Here is a 16,790-nt window from a genome sequence, read left to right on the forward strand (position 1 = left end):
GGGGAGGAAAACCTTCAAAATACTCCCTGTCTCCCCGCCTCCCTGTTCAATTTCCCTGCTGAAAATGGCTGCAAATGAGGGGCTTCCTCAGCCTGGCGCCACGCCGGCACGCCCCGCCCCGGCGCGGCCCTTGCGCCGCCCCTGGCGCGCCCCGCCCTGCGGCGGAGGCGCGCTGCGCGTTCCTCCATCCGGGGGAAGCGTGTGCACCGCTCGCAGAAAAGTTGACCTTTGGTCCTTGACTGTGATGATGGTCAACGCTGCGCCTGGGCAAAGCGCTGTGCGCGGCGCGAAGGAGCTAGCTGTGGGCGGAATCAGCGAGACGTGCAGCGTGTGCGGGACCGGATTCGAGGTCCAGTTCCGGTACCAGATGGAGGAGAAGGACGGCGGTTTCTCCTTCTTCTGCTCGCAGAAGTGCCTGGAAAATAGCCAGCTCGGCGGGGAAACCGGCGCCGCGCTCGCCACGTGCGACGCGTGCGCGAAGCGCTTCACCCCGGATCTCGTGTCGCAGGTGCTCTACGTGACCGGGCGGCGGCACTACGCGTGCTCGCTGGGGTGCCGGACGCAGCTGATCCGTGAGGCGAAGGGGGTGCGCCTCGGCGACATCGCGGCAGCGGCCTCGGCGCCTGCGCCTGCGCCTGCGGAGGGGCTGCCGCCGACCCGCCGTGAGGCACCGGCGGCCCGCGCCGGCGCCCGCGCCCCCGAGGAGGCGGGCGAGCCGGCGTCCCCGGAGCTGGCCGCCGCCTGGGCGAGCGCGCAAGGGGCGGTCGGGGCGCCGGCCGCTCCGGCCGCGTCTGCTGCGCGCCCGGCGGAGCCTCGCGGGCAGCAGGGCGCTGTCGCGGTGTCCCTGTCGCCGGCGGGGGGCGCGAAGCGGGCGGCGGCGTCGCCGCCGCCGCGGCCGGCCGGTGTGCCGCGGTATCTGGCCGTCTTCAACCACAAGGGCGGCACGGGCAAGACGACCACGGCCGTGAGCGTGGCGGCCGGGCTCGCGGCGCGCGACAAGCGGGTGCTCCTCGTCGACACCGACGCACAGGGGAACGTCTCCGTCTCGCTCGGCGCCGGCGCGGAGCGGTCGCTCTACCACGTGCTCGTGATGGGGCTCCGGATCTCGGACGCGATCAAGACGGTGCGCCCGAACCTGGATCTCCTGCCCTCCAACGAGACGCTCGCCGCGGCGGAGCTCTATCTGGCGGGTCGCCAGAACCGGGATCGCGTGCTCTCGGATCGGCTCTCTGCCGCCGCGGTCGACTACGACTATGTGGTGCTCGACTGCTCGCCGAGCCTCTCGCTGATGAACCAGAACGCGCTTGTGTTCGCCGACAGCGTGCTCGTCCCGGTCGCGTGCGACTACCTGTCGCTCGTCGGCGTCCGGCAGGTGATCAAGACGGTGAAGAACGTGAACGCGCTGCTGCACCATCCGGTGCACATCTGGGGCGTGCTTCCGACCTTCTTCGACGGTCGCGCGAAGATCGCGCGCGAGGCGGTGAGCACGATGAAGCAGCACTTCGGGGAGCGCTGCCTCGCGCCGGTCCGCCAGGCGATCAAGGTCAAGGAGGCGCCCGCGCAGGGACAGACGATCTTCGAGTATGCGCCGGGGACTCCGGCGGCGGACGATTACCTCGCCGTGGTCGACCGCATCATCGAGAGCCGCGAGCGCGGCGTCGTCGGCTCCGAGGCAGGGGGGTCGTGGAGCACCGACCGGCCGGGCGCGGCGACGGAGCGGCCGGGCGCGGCGGCGGGTGCGTGAAGGGACCCGCGGACGCGGAGTCCCACAGGACGAAGGGACCCGCTGACGCGGAGTCCCGGCCGGGGTTGGAGCGGGCAGGGAGCTGGAGGAAGCAATGAAGAGCGAAGGCGATCTCGGGGGCGCCGCGCGGGCGCTGCTCGATCGCGATGAGGTGGAAGGTGTTTTGTCCGGGGCATTCTATACGCCCACGGAAGGGCCCCGTTCGCGCGCGAAGAGCCGGCCAGCCCGGGCGGGCGCCGCGTCCGAGCCAGGCGCCGCGCCGGCGCCCGAAAGGCCGCAGCACTACAAGGTCATCTGCATCTCGATGTACACCGAGGATCTCGTGCGCCTGGACGAGATGGTCAGCGCGCTCAAGGGGCGCGGGATGACGAAGGCCAACCGGAGCGCGCTGATCCGGCACGCGCTCTCCCAGGTGGACCTCGACAAGATCCCGAAGGGGATCTAAGTCAGCTCTTCATGGGGGACCTCGACGAGGTCCCGGACGGAGTTACGTCAGCCTTTCCATCATCCGCCGCGGTCGCTGCGGGAGTCCCCTGACGGCCTCCAGCGGTACCGGCGCTGGTGGAATCAGCCCGGCTTCTTGCGACCGGCGAGCGCCGGAAAAGGCCGCGCACGGGCGCCTGCGCTCCGTGTACCGTGGCGCCACGCGTCTTCGCCCGGCGACGGCATCGTCGGCATGCGGCGTGCTATCGTCAGCTGTCGCCAGGGTCGAGGCCTACTACCGACGAGAGGGAACATGGACCAGAACTACGTAGGATACGGGGACCGTTCTTCGGTGCTCCGTGCCGGCGCCGATTCGCGCGAGCGCTTCATCGTGCGAACGTACAATCACCTGTTCGGGGCGATCGTTCTCTTCGCGGGGATCGAGTTCGCGCTCTTCAAGACCGGCGCCGCCTCGGTCATCGCCAGGGCGATGATGGGCACGAGCTGGCTGCTGGTGCTCGGGGCGTTCATGCTCGTGAGCTGGCTGGCCAGCCGCGCGGCGCACACCTCCCTGTCGAAGCCGGTGCAGTATGCCGCGCTGTTCGGCTACGTGCTCGCCCAGGCGATCATCTTCGTGCCGCTCCTCTACATCGCGGACATGGTCGCTCCCGGCGCCATCCAGAGCGCCGGGCTCGCGACGATGGCCGGCTTCGCCGGGCTCACCGCGATCGCGTTCGTGACCCGCAAGGACTTCTCCTTCCTCGGCGCCCTGCTCCGCTGGGGCGGCATCTGCGCGATCGTCCTGATGCTGGCCGGAGCGCTTTTCAGCTTCCAGCTCGGCACGTTCTTCAGCGTCGCCATGGTCGCGTTCGCCGGCGCCGCGATCCTCTACGACACGTCGAACGTGCTGCACCACTTCCCCGAGGACCGGTACGTCGGCGCCGCGCTCGAGCTCTTCGCGTCCGTCGCCATGCTCTTCTGGTACATCCTCCGGCTCTTCATCAGCTCCCGCGACTGAGCGAGCGGGGCGCGCCCGCACAGGAGACGGGCCCACCTCGACGTTTTCGGTGCTCGGCGTACAGGAGTACGCCTGCGCGCCGAAAACGCCGATCTGGGCCCGTCTCCTGTGCGGGCGCGCCCCGCTCGACGTCCTCCGCGTGGACGGCGCGGGGGAGGGCGGTCGCTGCGGGGGAGGACGGAGCGGTGGGCGGGACGCTTGCGCGGCAGCTCACGCCGGGGTCTGATGCGGGGCCGAGGTGGAGCTGTGAGGAAAGCGTTGGCGTGGGCGCTGGTGGGGCTCGGAGCCGTTGCTCCAGGGTGCCGGGGGCAGGACTCGGAGAAGAAGGCTGAGCCAGCCGCCACTGCGAACGCCGCCGTCAACGTGAGCGGCGCGGCCGGCGTCGATCTGCTCGCGCAGCCGCTCTCGCTCCGGGGAATCAGCCTCGCAGGGGCAGAGTTCGCGGTGGACCCCTTCGGGAAGGGGTCCCTGCCAGGGAACCCGGGGGTCCACTACGCCTATCCGGATCCCGCGTTCTCCAAGGGCTACACGTCCGCGGATTACTTCCTCGCAAAGGGGATGAACACCTTCCGGGTGCCGTTCCGCTGGGAGCGCCTGCAGCCCGCGCGCAACCAGCCGCTCAACGCCGCGGAGCTGAACCGGCTCAAGACCACGGTCAACAACCTGGTCGCGAAGGGCGCCTACGTGGTGCTCGATGTGCACAACTACGGTCGCTACGGGACGGGCGTCGTCGGCGCAGAGATCCCGATCGCGGATTTCGCAGAGTTCTGGGGGCGGCTGGCCGTCGAGTTCAAGGGCAACGCGAGGGTCGTCTTCGCCCTCATGAACGAGCCGCACGACATGCCGACCGAGCAGTGGATCGAGGCGGCCAACGCGGCGATCGTCTCCATCCGCAGCTCCGGCGCGACGAACCTCATCATCGTCCCCGGCAACGGGTGGTCAGGGGCGCACAGCTTCGAGGCGACGTTCTACGGGACGTCGAACGCCGAGGCGCTGCTCAAGGTCGCCGACCCGAAGCACCACGTCGCGTTCGAGGTCCACCAGCACCTCGACGACGACTCCTCGGGAAAATCGCCCGACTGCGTCAGCGAGACCGTCGGGGTGGAGCGCCTGAAGGTGTTCACGGCGTGGCTCAGGAAGCACGGGAAGAAGGGGTTCCTCGGCGAGTTCAGCGGCGGATCGGGCGCCGTATGCCTGAAGGCCATCGCCAACGTCGTGGTCTACCTCGAGCAGAACAGCGACGTTTACGTGGGCTGGACCTACTGGGCCGCAGGGCCCTCCTGGAAGAGCTACTTCACGTCGCTCGAGCCGCGAGGCGGGGCCGACGCACCCCAGATGGCGTCGCTTCAGGCGCACCTGTCGGTATCGGTCCAGTAGCGAGGTTGCCCCTCCAGGGCCGATCGGCGGCGCCGCTCAGGAGCCGAGGAGGCCCTGCGCCGCTCGCACCAACGTGAAGAGCAGCAGGCCCGCCAGCGCGAGGACGCCCGCCAGCGCGAGGAGCAGCCCCGCGTAGAAGCGGGCATCCGAGGGCCGCGCGCCGCCCTGGCTGCGCGCGGCGAGGTGCGCCCGCAAGAGGTCGAGGTTGCGCGCGTTCGCCTTGTAGGTCGCGTCGAACAGGTCGCCCAGGAGGGGGACCGTGCCGATCACCGTCTCGAGCCCCACGTTGAGCACCATGCGCAGCAACGTCGACGCAGGGAGACGGTAACGCGTCGACGCGAGCACGATGTACACGGAGAGCCCGAAACCGATGAGATCACCGACGCCCGGGATCAACCCGATCACCGCGTCGTAGCCGACCCGGTAACCCACGCCGGGGATGCGGATCGCGTTGTCCAGAAAATGCCCGAGCGCGTTCAGGCGCTTCAGCCGCTCCTCCTCGAGATCAACGGTCTTCAGCGTGGTGAGAGGTGTCACAGGCATGGCGGACCGTTCTCCGGGATCCGGACGAGATGGCTCTCGTAGCGTACTCCGCGCTCCCTTCGACCGCGATGCCAGAGGTGCAGCGGGGTCGGCCATCGCCCCGGCCGAGGCACTTTTGCGCCCTTTGCGTTCTCCGGAGCGGCGCGAGGTCGCCGCGCTTCTCAGGGCGGCGCGGAGCGGGCGGACGCAGGGAGCTCCGCGTCGCGGCGGCGGCGGCGTCGACGCCCGCCGGCAGCGGGAGAACGCCGGCGCGGCGCGGGCGTAGGTCGTCCGGAGCGCGCCGCATTTCAGACGAAGAGGGGCACCCCGACCGGGGCATGTGCGTTGCTTGTATCGGTCGCCATGGCGACAGCAACGGTGATGGGAGGCGCCCTGCGACCCCGCTCCTCGGAGATGGTCATCCTGGGGCAGGCGGCAGGGCTCGGACTGGTGACGGGCATGCGTTCCATGCTGGGCGTGAGGATCCTCGCGTCCAGCGCCGAGCGCGGCGCGTTCGACGGGCAGCGCGGGAGCTTCTGGCGCACGCTTCGCTCGCCCGTCGCGCAGCGCGTGATGAGCTTGCTCGCGGGCGGAGAGCTCCTGATGGACAAGCTGCCGTCCGCGCCGAGCCGCCTCTCGAGAGGCCCGCTCAGCGGACGTCTCGTGATCGGGGCGCTCCTGGGCGCCGCCGTCGGCTCCCAGAGCCCCGAGAAGAACATGCGCATCGCCGGCGCCGTGGTCGGCGCCGTCGCCGCCGCGGTGGGCGCCGTCGTCGGGAACCGCGCCCGCGTGTGGCTGAACCGCAGGACCCGCGTTCCCGCCCCGGTCGGAGCGATGGTCGAGGACGCCATCGCCTTCGGCCTGGGCGCGCTGGCGGCGCGACGTTAATCAGGGGGCATGCGCTCCACCAGAGCCCCGAGGGAGCTTCCGACGCGCGCGCACGTCGCGTCCTGCCACAGCGGGGCGCTGCTGCCGTTGCGGTCACGGCGCCGCGATCCATGCTGGCGCCTGCCATGCCGCTGAGGCCGTGCGCTCGCCTGCGCCGCTCCGGAGGTCGCGTAGCTCTGCTCGGCGTCGCCGGCGCGCTGCTCGGCGTCTTCGGCGCGCTGGGCAGCGCTCCCGCGCAGGCTCAGGGAAGGTACGAGTCCGCGCTCCTCGGCGGGCGATCGGCGCTCCTGGGGAGCACAGGGGTGGTGCTGGGCGTCGACGGCGCCGCGCCCTTCCTGAACCCGGCCACGATCGTCCGCATCGAGGACCGGAACATCGCGTTCTCGTCAGCGTTCTTCCGCTACAGGCATCGAACGCTGGAGTCGTGGCACCAGCCAGGCCCGGTCGACGCCGCCCGGTACGGGGAGCTCCGGCTCGATGAGACGACGGTGATCGACCAGGGCCTGAGCACCTTGCCCGACGCGACCTGCTATTTCTTCGACCTGAGGAGCGGCGCGCGAGCAGGGGACGGGACGCGCGTGCCGGTCGGTCGCCACACCCTCGCTGCATGCCTCGCGAAGACGGAGCAGAACGAGTTCGGGTTCGACGCGCTCGGGTTCTCGGGGGAGTCCGCGTCACGCCGCGTGAACCAGGCGCAGACGCTCCGCTACGAGTGGGGACGCTACAGCGCGGGTCCCTCGTGGAGCTACAGCGCGACCGAGCGCCTCGCGCTGGGCGTCTCGCTCTCCGTCGTGCGCACCCGCTACTCGAGCGAGCTCAGCGTGGCCAGCCTCGTCGAGGACACCGGGACGCGCTCGGCGAGCAGCGCGACGTACCTGGCCGCGCTGTCGGCGGACTCCTGGGATGTCCTCGCGCACCTCGGGGTCACGTACCGGCTGAGCAAGGTGTTCTCGGCCGGGATCAGCCTGCGGACGCCCAGCCTCCATGTCTTCGATTCGCTGGACGCGAGCCACCAGGACACGCTCGCCGCCGAGACGGCGACGGTGCGCTACTGGGCCGGTGAGGGGGAGTTCACGGCTCCCTCTCCGACCCGCGTGGCCTTGGGCGCGAGCGCGGAGTGGAGCAGGCTGCGGCTGGAGCTGGACGGCTTCTTCTACATGGGCCAGCGCGAGTTCGCGCGGGTCGCCGCCGATCGGGAGGAGGTCGCGATCGAGGGGGGAGCGGTGGCGAGCCGGAGGCAGAGCCGGCTCGACATGGTCGAGGCGTCGGCGCCCATCGTCAACGTGGGGCTCGGCGCCGAGCTGTTCCTCACGCGTGACCTCAGCCTGCTGGGCGGCGTCGTCTCCGATTTCAACGCGCTGTCCGGCCCGCGAGGGCCCGTGCCCGCAGATTCGAGGCTCTTCCTCGAGCGGATGAGCGGCGTGCACGCGTCGCTCGGCATGGTGTCGTATACCCGGTACGGCGATCTCGTCTTCGGCGCGCGCCTCGACTACGCCGCGGGGCAGATGGCGGCGGTCAACGCCTTCACGTCACCCGTGCGGCTGGAGCCGATCGACTGCCGCGAGTTCGGCGCGACCCTGGTGCTCGCGGGGCGGATCAGCCTGCGCACCGTGGAGAAGGTGGCGCGCGACATCGGCGACGCCGTGGAGGGCTCGGCCGAAAAACCGATGGAGCAAGGCACGCCGAGGGAGCCGATGCAGGCGCCTGCGCAGAAGGACTGAGCCGCGAACCGTCTGCCTGGCTGCAGGCGGGCGCTCAGGGGCCGCTGTCGTCTGGCTCGACGCGGAGCGCCCTCCGCTGCGCCGCCAGGCGCTCGGCGCGGGCCTCGAGCCGCCGCGGCCGCTCCGCACGCCCGCGACCCACGCGCCGCCTCGATCACGCCGCCCCGGCGCCGCGCGCCGGCGCCCAGGCGCGCTCTGCGCTCGCCTCCGCCTCTGCGAGCGCCTCCGCCTCCGCGCTCGCCTCCGCATCTCCCGGGTCGCCGACCCTCTCGAACGCCTCGAGCGCCGCCGGCGCGATCGCGGCGAGCCAGCGCCGGCTCGCCGCGTCGACGCGCAGCTCCTCGCGGAGCCGCTCCACCTCGCCGGCACCCGCGGTCCCCGGGCTCGCCGCCGCGCGGCACACGTCGGCGAGCAGCTCGTCGCGCGCGTTGAGCGGCACGTCCGCGTCCCGCTCGGTGAGGCGCGCCGCCCCGGCGATGTCACCCTCGCGCGCCCGCAGCGCGAGCGCGACCCGCAGCCTCGCCCTTTCGAGGTACGGGTACGACGCGTACCGCTCGGCGAGCAGCGCCATCTCGGCGCGCGCGTCGGCGCTCCGCTCCATCGCCGCGAAGAGGAAAGCGCGCTCGGCCAGGAGCGCCGGCAGCAGGATGTCCGCCGCCATCACCCGCGCCACGTTGGTGTCGAGCCGCGCGAGCCCCGCCTCGCACGCCGCGAGCGCCGCGGTGAGCTCCCCCTGCCGCTCCGACAGCTCGGCCAGCGAGAGGTGGGCCTGCGCCGCGACCACGGGAGCCCTGCCCGCGGTCAGGCCCTCGAGCTCACGTTTCCCGCGCTGCTCCTCCCCCCGCGCGAGGGCGACCTGGGCGGCCACGAAGCGCTGCGAGACCTTCCGCATGCGCGCCACGTGGACGAACGCGATGCCGACGAACATCGCGATGAACGCGAGCGGGGACAGCCAGACAAGGTCGAGCAAGTCGAAGAGCGGCTCCGCCCGCACGCGCTCGACGCGGGGAGCCTCCGGCGCATGCCCGGGGCTCAAGAACTGCCACATCACCACGAACGTCATCACCAGGACCACCCAGAGGAGCAGCCTGCGGCCGGCCGCCTTCACCGCCGGCCGGCGATCGATCCGGGCGCGCCCCTCCGCCGCGGCGCGCGCGGATGCGTCTGCCTGCTCGATCGTCGCGCGCGACAGCTCCTCCACCCCGCCCGCGTCCGGCGAGGGCGCGCGCATGAACGGCGCCGCTTCGGGCGAGACGCGCGCCGCCCAGTCCGCCGCCGAGAGCTCTCCGGAGGGCTCCGCGTCGCGCTTCGCGCCGGTGCGGTAGACCGAGCTCGCCTTCGCCTTGAGCATGCGCTGGTAGGCGCGGACGAGGGCGCGCTCGCGCGGGCGCGTGTGCTCGAGCAGGAGCCGTCGCTCGCGGAGCAGGTGCGCCCGCAGCGCCTCGCGATCGCCCGTCCGCTCCAGGAGGACCGCGGCCGCGAGCTCCGCGCGGGCGAGCGCCTCGGGCGACGCGAGCGCGCTGCTCCGGACGAGCGCGATGTCCGCCGCGGCGCCGTCGCGCTCTCCCGTCGAGGCGCGGACCAAGGCCCTCAGCGCGTGCGCCGCGACGATCGTCGCCTGCTCCAGGTGCCAGGCGAGCACGTCGGCGCGGCGGGTGACCGCGGCGTCGGCGCGGCGGAGCGCGCCCGCGAGATCGCCGCGCTGCATGGCGGCGAGCGCGCGCTGGACGTCGATGACGCGCCGGATGTAGCTCGAGCGGGCCGTCTCCTCGGCGTGGTCGAGCAGCTCGGAGGCCGCCTCGCGCTGGCCGGCGGCGGCGAGGTTGTGGGCCTTGTTCACGACCTGCGCGGAGACGCCCATCGCGCGGGTGCGGAGCCCGATCGCGATCACGAGCGCGCCGGCCATCCCGAACGGAACCCCGGCCGCGGCGCTGCCGACGCCGGACGCGCTCACCGCGGCGCCCGTCAGCGCCATCACGCCGCCCATCACGATGTGCCGGTGGGCGATGCGGCGCACGGCGTGAGGGGTGATCCCGAACCGAGCAGGCAGCTCTCTCGCCATGCCGCGAGGTTACGTGGCCTCCGGCCGCGCGGGCCAGGGGCTGGTCACGACGCCGTCGTGCCGGCCGGCGCGCGCAGCCCCTGGCCCGCCCGAGGGCGTCACGGGCCGCGCGAGCTCACGGCAAGACGTCCCGCGCGCAGCGGGCTCCGACGTCGTAGAAGCGGCCCGCTGGATCGATCCACGTGTAGTAATCGGTGGTGACGTTGTACTGGTTCGCGTTCCAGGCGCCGCCCCGGGCGCGCCGGGCGCCGTCGATCTCGATGAGCGCGCAGTCGTTGCACGGCACCGGGTAGTCGCTGTCGCTGGAGTCGCGCACGAACTCCCAGACGCTGCCCGCCAGGTCCGCTTGCCCCCACTTGCCGTCGCCCTTCGGAGAGCGCGAGCCGACGGGGAGGATGTCCGAGAACTGGCAGTTGTCTGCGGTCGAGCCGTCGCCGATGCAGTTGTAAACGGCGTAGGTCGAGTCGATCTCGTCCTCGTTCGTGCCCCACGGATACACGCGCTGCTCGCTGCCGGCCGCCGCGGCGAGGTTCCACTCCGCCTCCGTCGGGAGCCGGCCCCCGTCCCAGGCGCAGAAAGCGAACGCCTCGAACCACTTGATGCAGTTCATCGGCTTGCGCTCCTGCGCGCCGGGCGTGTCGGTCCAGGTCCTCATCGGCGTCTCGCCGCACGGCTCCGCCAGCGAGGCGAGCAGCTCCTCCTGGGTGGCCGGCAGGAGCGTGTTCCAGATCTGCAGCCAGCCGCTGTCCGCGATCTTCGGGTGGGCGCCGTCGCCGACCGCCGGCTTGCTGCCCGGGTAGGCCTCCACGAACTTGCGGAACCTGCCGACGGTGATCTCGAAGCGATCGAGGTGGAACGAGCTCACCGTCGCGGCGTAGGCCTCGTCGTCGTTGTGGTTGTCACGGTGGAAAGTGCCGCCCTCGACGAGCCCCGCCGCGCAGCAGTCCTCGTCGGCGTTCGCGCCGCAGGTCGCCGCGAGCTCCGCGCAGCTCGGCGGCCCCGCGTACGGGGCGCTGCCGCCGGAGCCGGAAGCGCCGCCGCCGCCGTCGCCGCCCGTGCCCGCGGCGCCGGCGCCGCCGCTGCCGCCGGAGCCGGTAGCGCCGGTGGCGCCGCCGCCGGTGCCCGACGCGCTGCTCGTGCCTGCGGCCTCCTGGTACTCGTCCTCGAGGCCGATGAGCTTGGCGCAGCCCGCGGTCGTCACCGACGAAACCGCGAGCAGGCCCGCTCCGACCAACATCGTTCTCGTTCTCATCACCACGCTCCTTGGAGCCCGATCATCCCCCCGCCGTCTCCGGTCGACCACGCTCCAGCGCTCACCCGTGGCGCGGGCGCCGCGCGGGGCAGGCTCGCGCTCGCGCCGCTGGCCGGAGGCGACGGCGCCGCGAGCAGCAACACGAGGGCGGCGCCGACCCCCACCACGCCGACGCCGACGCCGATCGTGCTCACCAGCGCGAACGTCCTGCTGCTGTCCGCGGCGAGCTTGCCCTCGCGATTGCAGATCGTCCCGTCGCAGTTGTCGTCGACCGTCGCCTTCTTGCTCAGCGCGAGCCCGCCCATGACCCCGCCCAGGGCCAGCCCTGCGATCCCGACGCCGCCCACGACGAACGCTGTGGTTGTCTGCCAGCTCCCGCGGCGCGCCGTGTCGGTGGCTGGCGGCGGCGGAGGCAGGCGCGGCGGCTGCGCTCCCGGAGGCGCGGCGGCCGCCGGGGTCTCCGGCGGCGCGGCCTTCACCTCCAGGGTGATCTGCTTCTTCTCGCCCTTGGCGATGGAGAGGCGCGCCTCGGTCAGCGGCCCTCCGGGGGCCTGCGTCGTCACGACGTGCTCGCCCGGATCGGTCGGCAGCGGCACGCCCAGCATCGGCGCCCCCAGTTCGAGGTCGTCGCGCTTCACCACCGTGCCCGGCGGCGCGCCCTCCGGGAGCGAGAGCGTGAGCTCGGGGATGTCGGGCGTGAGCGCGGCCTTTCGCTGGGCCGCGATCTTGTTTCGCCCTTTCTGCTTCGCCTGCGCGTCGGGGGTCAGGCGCGCGTAGAGGGCGAGGTAGTCGCCGTAGCGGGTGGCCGCTGTCGCGATCCGGCCGCGCCTGGCCTCGCACTCGGCGACCGTGAACAGCGTCCCGGGGCGAGGATCCAGGCGGTAGCTCTCGCTCAGGGAAGGGCAGCCCGACTCGTACCGGCCGGCCTGCATCTCCGCGAGCCCGCGGTTGAAGAGCGCCTCCGCCGCCGCGACGTCCTGCGCCCGCACCGGCGCGGCGCGCGCGACGAGCGTCATGGCGCCCAGGCCGCACGCGAGCGCGAATCGATAGCGTCTCATCCCGGGTACGGTAGCCGTCTCGGCCGCCGCTGCGAACAATGATGAGCCCGGCCGCGCGCGCCGGCGATCCGGCCGCGCGCGCCGGCGATCCAGGTCAGTCGCGGGTGTACTCCGGCTCCGGCGGCGGCTCCGGCGGGCGGCGCGGGGCGCCGCTGCCCGGCCGTCGCACCGGCCGCGCGGAGGCGTTGGCAGAAGGCGCGGTCGAGGGCGCCGCGGTCGGCTCGGCGGAAGGCACGACGCCTGTGGGGGCAGGCTCGACCCTCACGGTCGTGTCGAGCTGCGGGGCGGGTTCACCCGCGCGGGCCGCGCCGCTCCCCCGAGGCGAGGCGACGCCGCGCTCGCCGCCCGTGGATGCTGTCGCGGCGCCGGGAGGCGCAGGGGCGTCGAGCGCGCGCAGGGCATAGGAGAGCGCCCCGCCGGCCGCGCCGAGCGCCAGGGCGAGGGCGGCCCCGCCGAGGACCCTCCGCGTGAGCGAGGGCCCCAGCACCGTCGCCCCGAGGGCGACCTCCGCCTGGCCGGAGGGGTGGCGCTTCTCGGCCGAGGGCTCCGGCGGCGTGACGCCGCGGGTCCCCCGGGGCTCGCTCGGCGACCTCGGCGCGGCGGCGTGGGGAGGCGAGCTCTGCGCCTCCCTCGAGGGGAGGAGGTTCCTCCCGGCCGCTCCGATCCCGAGCGCCTCTGCCAGCGCCTCGATGGCCGCCGTCGCGGTCCGGAAGCGCACGGCGGGGTCGCTCGCCGTCGCCTGGAAGAACCAGGCGTCGAACGACGGCGGCAGCTCCACGCCGAGCCGCGCGGCGCGCGCCGTCGCGGGCTCCTTCGGCCCGTCGACGGCGATCATCGCGAACGAGATGACGCTCGTGATCTGGCGGCCCTCGCTCACCCAGTAGGGCGCGCCGACGAGGAGGGTGTAGGCGATCATCCCGAGCGCATAGAGGTCGGCCGCCGGCGAGACGGGGCCGGCGCGGAACTGCTCCGGGGCCATGTAGTAAGGGGTCCCGACGCTCAGCGTGGCGTTGGCTTGCGTCGCGTTCTCCGCCATGAACTTGGCGACGCCGAAATCGAGGACCTTGATCTGGGAGATGCCCTGCTCCCGGTGGACGAGGAACAGGTTCTCGGGCTTGAGATCGCGGTGGACGATCGCCGCCCGGTGCGTCTTGTCGAGCGCGAGCGCGGTCTGGTGCAGGCACGCGACGACCTCGTGCGCCGGCAGCCGCCCCAGGCGCGCGAGACGCCTGCCGAGCTCCTCGCCCCGGAGCAGCTCCATGACGAGGAACGGCATCTCGGTCGCCTCGTCGATGCCGGCGTCGAAGACGTCGACGATGAACTCGCTGTCGACCTGCGCGGCGATGCGGGCCTCGCGCTTGAAGCGCTCGCGCAGCTCGGGGCTGCGGAGCAGGTGCGGGAGCATCACCTTGAGCGCGCGCCGCCGCTGCGTCTCGATGTGGGTGACCTCGTAGACCGCCCCCATGCCGCCCGTGGCGATGCAGCGGACGACCTCGTAGCGCCCGGCGAAGACGGTCCCCTCCTGGAGTGCGATCGACATGAGCTGTGACCTGCCGGCTGCGAGGATACATGCGCCCCGGACCGCGTCCACCGCGCGGGTTCACCGCGCCGCGCGCGCCGCGGGCTCACGGCGCGGGCGCGGGGCGGTCGTCCTGCGCGAGCGGCTCGACGCGCACCCGCTCCTCGTAGAGCGCGCCGCCCTCGCCGATGTCCGTGGTGCGGGCGCGGATCAGCGCGTTGGCGCAGCGGCCGTCCCGGAGGTGGCCGCCCTTCGGGATGAGCGCCACGTCGCGGCGCTGGGCGGGATCGTGGCGGAGTCGCACCGTCATCGCGCCGACGCGCGACGCGATCCGACAGAGCTCGCCGTCGGCGACGCCGCCGGCCGCGTCGGGGTGGACCGTGACGACCGCCGGGCCTTGCTGGGGCCGCGCCCACTGAGATGACTGCGACTTCTCGGTGGAGAGCGCCATCAGCAGCAGCGGGAACCCGTCCGCGCCCGGATCCTCGCGGTCCGCCGGCGCCTCGGTGATGAGGTTGACCCGCCCGCTCGGGGTGGGGAACTTGCGGTCCGCGAACAGCACCTTCGGCGCCAGCGGGTTGCGCACCGGCTCGCGCTCCAGCGTCTCGAGGGTGATGCCGAGCGGCGCGAGCCGCGGCTCGGCGACCCGCCGCTTCCAGTCGTGGGCGCTGCCGTCGAGCGCGCCGCCGAGGCCCACGCGCCTGGCGAGCGCCTGCATGATCTCGAGGTCGCTCTTCACGCCGTCCGGGGGCGGGACCACGGGCGTGGCGACGCCGAGGTAATGGTGGCCGTAGGCGCCGATCACGTCGTCGGCCTCGAGGAGCGTCGTCGTGGGCAGCACGAGGTGGGCGAGCCGCGCCGTGTCCGTGAGGAAGGCGTCGGCGACCACGACGAAGTCGCGCGTCGCGAGCGCCTCCGCGACGGCGCCCGAGTCGGGCAGCATCGCGACCGGGTTGCCGGCGGTGACCCACACCGCGCGGACGGGCGGGTCGCTCATCCGGAGCACCTCCTCTCCGAAGAGGGGCTCGCAGACGGTGCGCGGCGCGGGGCGATCTCCCTCGAACGACGAGAGGTCGAACGCGCCGCGCCGCTTGAAATAGAACGAGACGCCGCCGCCGGGGATGCCGAGGTTCCCGCTCACGGCCGCGAGCGCGTCGAGCGCGCGCACGATCGCCCCGCCCGAGGTGCGGCGGCCCATGCCCCAGCCCACGAGGATCGCCGTGGGCTTCTCGGGGCCGAGGCGGCGCGCGAGGTCCAGGGCGGCGGCCTCGGGTACGTCGGCGTCGCGGCACCACGCCGCCACGGAGCGGCTCCGCGCGAGCGCGCGGAAGGCGTCGAGGTGATCGCAGTAGTCCGCGGCGCGCGGATCGGTCCACCCCTCGTCGAAGAGCACGCGGGCGACGGCCATGGCGAGCGCGAAGTCGCCGCCCGGGCGGGGCTGGTAGAACGCCCCGCACACCGACGTGGTCCGGTGGTGCACCGGATCGATGAGCGCGAGCTCCGCGCCGCGCGCCCTCGCCTCGCGGAGCACCGGCAGGGTGTGCGGGCTCGAGGTGAAGACGTTCTTGCCCCAGAGGAGGATGTGGCGGGCGTTCTTCAGGTCGGCGAGGTCGTGGCTGTCCTCCTCGCCGAAGTCCGTCAGCTGCGCGGCGTCGCCCGCGCCGGAGCAGATGTCGCCGCGCTTGACCGTGACCGGCCCGAACCGCGCGAAGAACGCGTCGGTGATCCCCGTGAGCATCCCGAGCGAGCCGCCGCTGCGGTAGTGGAAGATCGCGGCGGGGCCCGACTCGCTCCGGATGCGGAGCAGCCGCTCGGCCGCCGTGTCGAGCGCCTCCTCCCACGAGACGGGCGTGAGCTCACCGCCCTTGCGGAGCAGCGGCGCGGTGAGGCGCTCGGGCGAGTACTGCGTCTCCAGGAAGCGCGACGTCCGGTAGCAGAGAAAGCCCCTCGTGATCGGGTGGGCCGGGTCGCCGCCGAGGCGCACGACGCGGCCGCCCTCGACGGTGGCCACGATGCTGCAGGCGTCGGGGCAGTCGCGGTTGCAGACGGTCTTGCGGATCTCCTGCATGGCGGCAGCCTAGACCGGGCGCGCGCGGGGCGGTACGCCCGCCGAGCCCTGGGGGCTAGTCCGCGGCGAGCCGCTCGGGCGCGTACTCCCGCGAGTCGTCGCCCGAGACCTCCTGGGCGATGACCCGGAGCTGCTCGTAGCGCTCGCGCAGGAGCGACCACAGCCGATCGCGGATGTCCCTCGAGTCGAGGCGCTCGGGCGGGCGGGTGTTGCTGAGCAGCCACTTCGCGGTGCTGTTCACCCGGGTCACCTCGTCCCTGGTGATCGAGATCCGGTTCTGCACGTGGCCCCACCGGTCCAGGATGAGGTTCGTGATCGTGGCCGCCGCGCTCGCGGGGTCGCCGGCGACGAGCGCGCGCCGGACGATGCCGTACGTCTCCGGGACGATGCCGCGCGGGAAGCACACCTCGGCCGCGGCGAGGGTCGGACGGAGCGCCTCGTAGATCTGGTCGAGCCGCTCCGCCACCTCGGGCGGCGGCGCGCTCTCGGGCTGCATGCGCGTCACCGCGTGATCGAGCGCCATCGCGAGCTCCGGCAAGCTGCGGATCGTGTCGAAGCGGGACTTCGGCAGCCGGCGCCGGTGGCGCGCCGGATCGCGCGTCACGGACTGCACCGCGCGCCGCACGATCGCGAGCACCCCGGCCGCGTCCCCGCGGAAGGCCTGCACGTTGGCCGCGGGCAGGTCGCTCGCCGGCATCGCGTACCGCTCGTAGCGCTCGCGATCCAGGCTCTCGTCGCCCCGGGCGCGCGGGTCGGCCTGCGGCGGCTCTCCGCCCGCGGGCGCGGCCGGCTCGGCCGTCTCCGGCCGCTCCGAGCCCGCCTGCTGCGGCTCGTCGGCGCCCTGGCGCTCTGCTGGAGAGGGCGCCCCGGGGGCGCCGCTCGTCTGTTCCGGACCTGGCTCCATCGGCCCGGATGCCGTGCTCTGGGCGGAGCTCTCGGCCTCGAGCGGTGTGGACCGAAGCGCTGGATCCCGCAGCGCCTCGAGGTCGTCTCGCGCACGCGTCATCCGGGTCATCGTACGTAAGTCGGCGAGGCGGCACAAGATCCGGCGCCGCTGGCGAGGGGCCCTCGCCGCTCCACCGTTTCGCCACACGAGCCTCGTCCGGCCCGCTGGTGTCAGCTTGCGCGCAGGTGTCAT

At 73.2% G+C, this 16,790-nt stretch carries 13 protein-coding genes; 6 read left to right on the forward strand and 7 right to left on the reverse strand.

Annotated elements, in window-relative coordinates; genetic code table 11:
* The first annotated feature begins 301 nt into the window (after positions 1–301).
* From WME89_RS18890 to WME89_RS18905, 4 genes are all read left to right on the forward strand, one after another.
* Positions 302–1,744, forward strand: a complete 1,443-nt coding sequence (locus WME89_RS18890; protein WP_438010508.1) for an AAA family ATPase — start codon at positions 302–304, stop codon at positions 1,742–1,744.
* Between the two features lie 94 nt (positions 1,745–1,838).
* Positions 1,839–2,189, forward strand: coding sequence for a hypothetical protein (locus WME89_RS18895; protein WP_437626616.1), 351 nt, complete (start codon positions 1,839–1,841; stop codon positions 2,187–2,189).
* Between the two features lie 291 nt (positions 2,190–2,480).
* A complete protein-coding gene (locus WME89_RS18900) occupies positions 2,481–3,185 on the forward strand; it encodes a Bax inhibitor-1/YccA family protein (protein WP_438010509.1) in 705 nt (234 codons plus the stop codon).
* Positions 3,186–3,431: 246 nt separating this feature from the next.
* Complete coding sequence (locus tag WME89_RS18905) at positions 3,432–4,562, forward strand: glycoside hydrolase family 5 protein (RefSeq protein ID WP_438010510.1); 1,131 nt, start codon at positions 3,432–3,434, stop codon at positions 4,560–4,562.
* A 36-nt stretch (positions 4,563–4,598) separates the two neighbouring features.
* Here the strand turns inward: WME89_RS18905 and WME89_RS18910 are convergent, their stop codons facing one another.
* Entirely contained in the window at positions 4,599–5,105 is a 507-nt protein-coding gene (locus WME89_RS18910) for a DUF4112 domain-containing protein (RefSeq protein ID WP_438010511.1), read from the reverse strand.
* Positions 5,106–5,498: 393 nt separating this feature from the next.
* Here WME89_RS18910 and WME89_RS18915 point away from each other — a divergent pair, with 393 nt between their 5' ends.
* Both WME89_RS18915 and WME89_RS18920 read left to right on the forward strand, forming a co-directional pair.
* The gene (locus WME89_RS18915) at positions 5,499–5,972 is read left to right on the forward strand and encodes a DUF4126 family protein (protein ID WP_438011946.1); all 474 of its coding nucleotides are present in this window, start codon (positions 5,499–5,501) and stop codon (positions 5,970–5,972) included.
* 125 nt (positions 5,973–6,097) lie between these two features.
* Entirely contained in the window at positions 6,098–7,693 is a 1,596-nt protein-coding gene (locus WME89_RS18920; RefSeq protein ID WP_438010512.1) for a hypothetical protein, read from the forward strand.
* A 154-nt stretch (positions 7,694–7,847) separates the two neighbouring features.
* On the opposite strand, the gene WME89_RS18925 is transcribed toward WME89_RS18920, so the two are convergent.
* From WME89_RS18925 to WME89_RS18950, 6 genes are all read right to left on the reverse strand, one after another.
* Positions 7,848–9,755: a hypothetical protein gene (locus tag WME89_RS18925; protein WP_438010513.1), complete on the reverse strand. Its 1,908-nt coding sequence runs from the start codon at positions 9,753–9,755 to the stop codon at positions 7,848–7,850.
* 115 nt (positions 9,756–9,870) lie between these two features.
* On the reverse strand, positions 9,871–11,007 hold the full coding sequence (locus WME89_RS18930) for a formylglycine-generating enzyme family protein (protein WP_438010514.1): 1,137 nt from the start codon (positions 11,005–11,007) through the stop codon (positions 9,871–9,873).
* Positions 11,007–12,065 carry a tetratricopeptide repeat protein gene (locus WME89_RS18935; RefSeq protein ID WP_438010515.1) on the reverse strand — a complete coding sequence of 353 codons (1,059 nt, stop codon included), beginning with the start codon at positions 12,063–12,065 and terminating at the stop codon, positions 11,007–11,009. Before WME89_RS18935 ends, WME89_RS18930 begins: the two co-directional genes overlap by 1 nt.
* A 94-nt stretch (positions 12,066–12,159) precedes the next feature.
* Positions 12,160–13,605, reverse strand: coding sequence for a protein kinase domain-containing protein (locus WME89_RS18940; protein WP_438010516.1), 1,446 nt, complete (start codon positions 13,603–13,605; stop codon positions 12,160–12,162).
* 85 nt (positions 13,606–13,690) lie between these two features.
* The gene (locus WME89_RS18945; RefSeq protein ID WP_438010517.1) at positions 13,691–15,652 is read right to left on the reverse strand and encodes a molybdopterin-containing oxidoreductase family protein; all 1,962 of its coding nucleotides are present in this window, start codon (positions 15,650–15,652) and stop codon (positions 13,691–13,693) included.
* Positions 15,653–15,707: 55 nt separating this feature from the next.
* Complete coding sequence (locus tag WME89_RS18950; RefSeq protein ID WP_438010518.1) at positions 15,708–16,658, reverse strand: hypothetical protein; 951 nt, start codon at positions 16,656–16,658, stop codon at positions 15,708–15,710.
* Between the last annotated feature and the right edge of the window lie 132 nt (positions 16,659–16,790).

Source organism: Sorangium sp. So ce321, assembly GCF_051530195.1.
Classification (GTDB): Bacteria; Myxococcota_A; Polyangia; order Polyangiales; family Polyangiaceae; genus Sorangium.

Coding starts and splice junctions, on each gene's coding strand:
- WME89_RS18895 (WP_437626616.1), top strand. CDS start 1,839: ATGAAGAGCGAAGGCGATCTCGGGGGCGCCGCGCGGGCGCTGCTCGAT.
- WME89_RS18900 (WP_438010509.1), top strand. CDS start 2,481: ATGGACCAGAACTACGTAGGATACGGGGACCGTTCTTCGGTGCTCCGT.
- WME89_RS18910 (WP_438010511.1), bottom strand. CDS start 5,105: ATGCCTGTGACACCTCTCACCACGCTGAAGACCGTTGATCTCGAGGAG.
- WME89_RS18915 (WP_438011946.1), top strand. CDS start 5,499: ATGGTCATCCTGGGGCAGGCGGCAGGGCTCGGACTGGTGACGGGCATG.
- WME89_RS18920 (WP_438010512.1), top strand. CDS start 6,098: ATGCCGCTGAGGCCGTGCGCTCGCCTGCGCCGCTCCGGAGGTCGCGTA.
- WME89_RS18925 (WP_438010513.1), bottom strand. CDS start 9,755: ATGGCGAGAGAGCTGCCTGCTCGGTTCGGGATCACCCCTCACGCCGTG.
- WME89_RS18930 (WP_438010514.1), bottom strand. CDS start 11,007: ATGAGAACGAGAACGATGTTGGTCGGAGCGGGCCTGCTCGCGGTTTCG.
- WME89_RS18935 (WP_438010515.1), bottom strand. CDS start 12,065: ATGAGACGCTATCGATTCGCGCTCGCGTGCGGCCTGGGCGCCATGACG.
- WME89_RS18940 (WP_438010516.1), bottom strand. CDS start 13,605: ATGTCGATCGCACTCCAGGAGGGGACCGTCTTCGCCGGGCGCTACGAG.
- WME89_RS18945 (WP_438010517.1), bottom strand. CDS start 15,652: ATGCAGGAGATCCGCAAGACCGTCTGCAACCGCGACTGCCCCGACGCC.
- WME89_RS18950 (WP_438010518.1), bottom strand. CDS start 16,658: ATGACGCGTGCGCGAGACGACCTCGAGGCGCTGCGGGATCCAGCGCTT.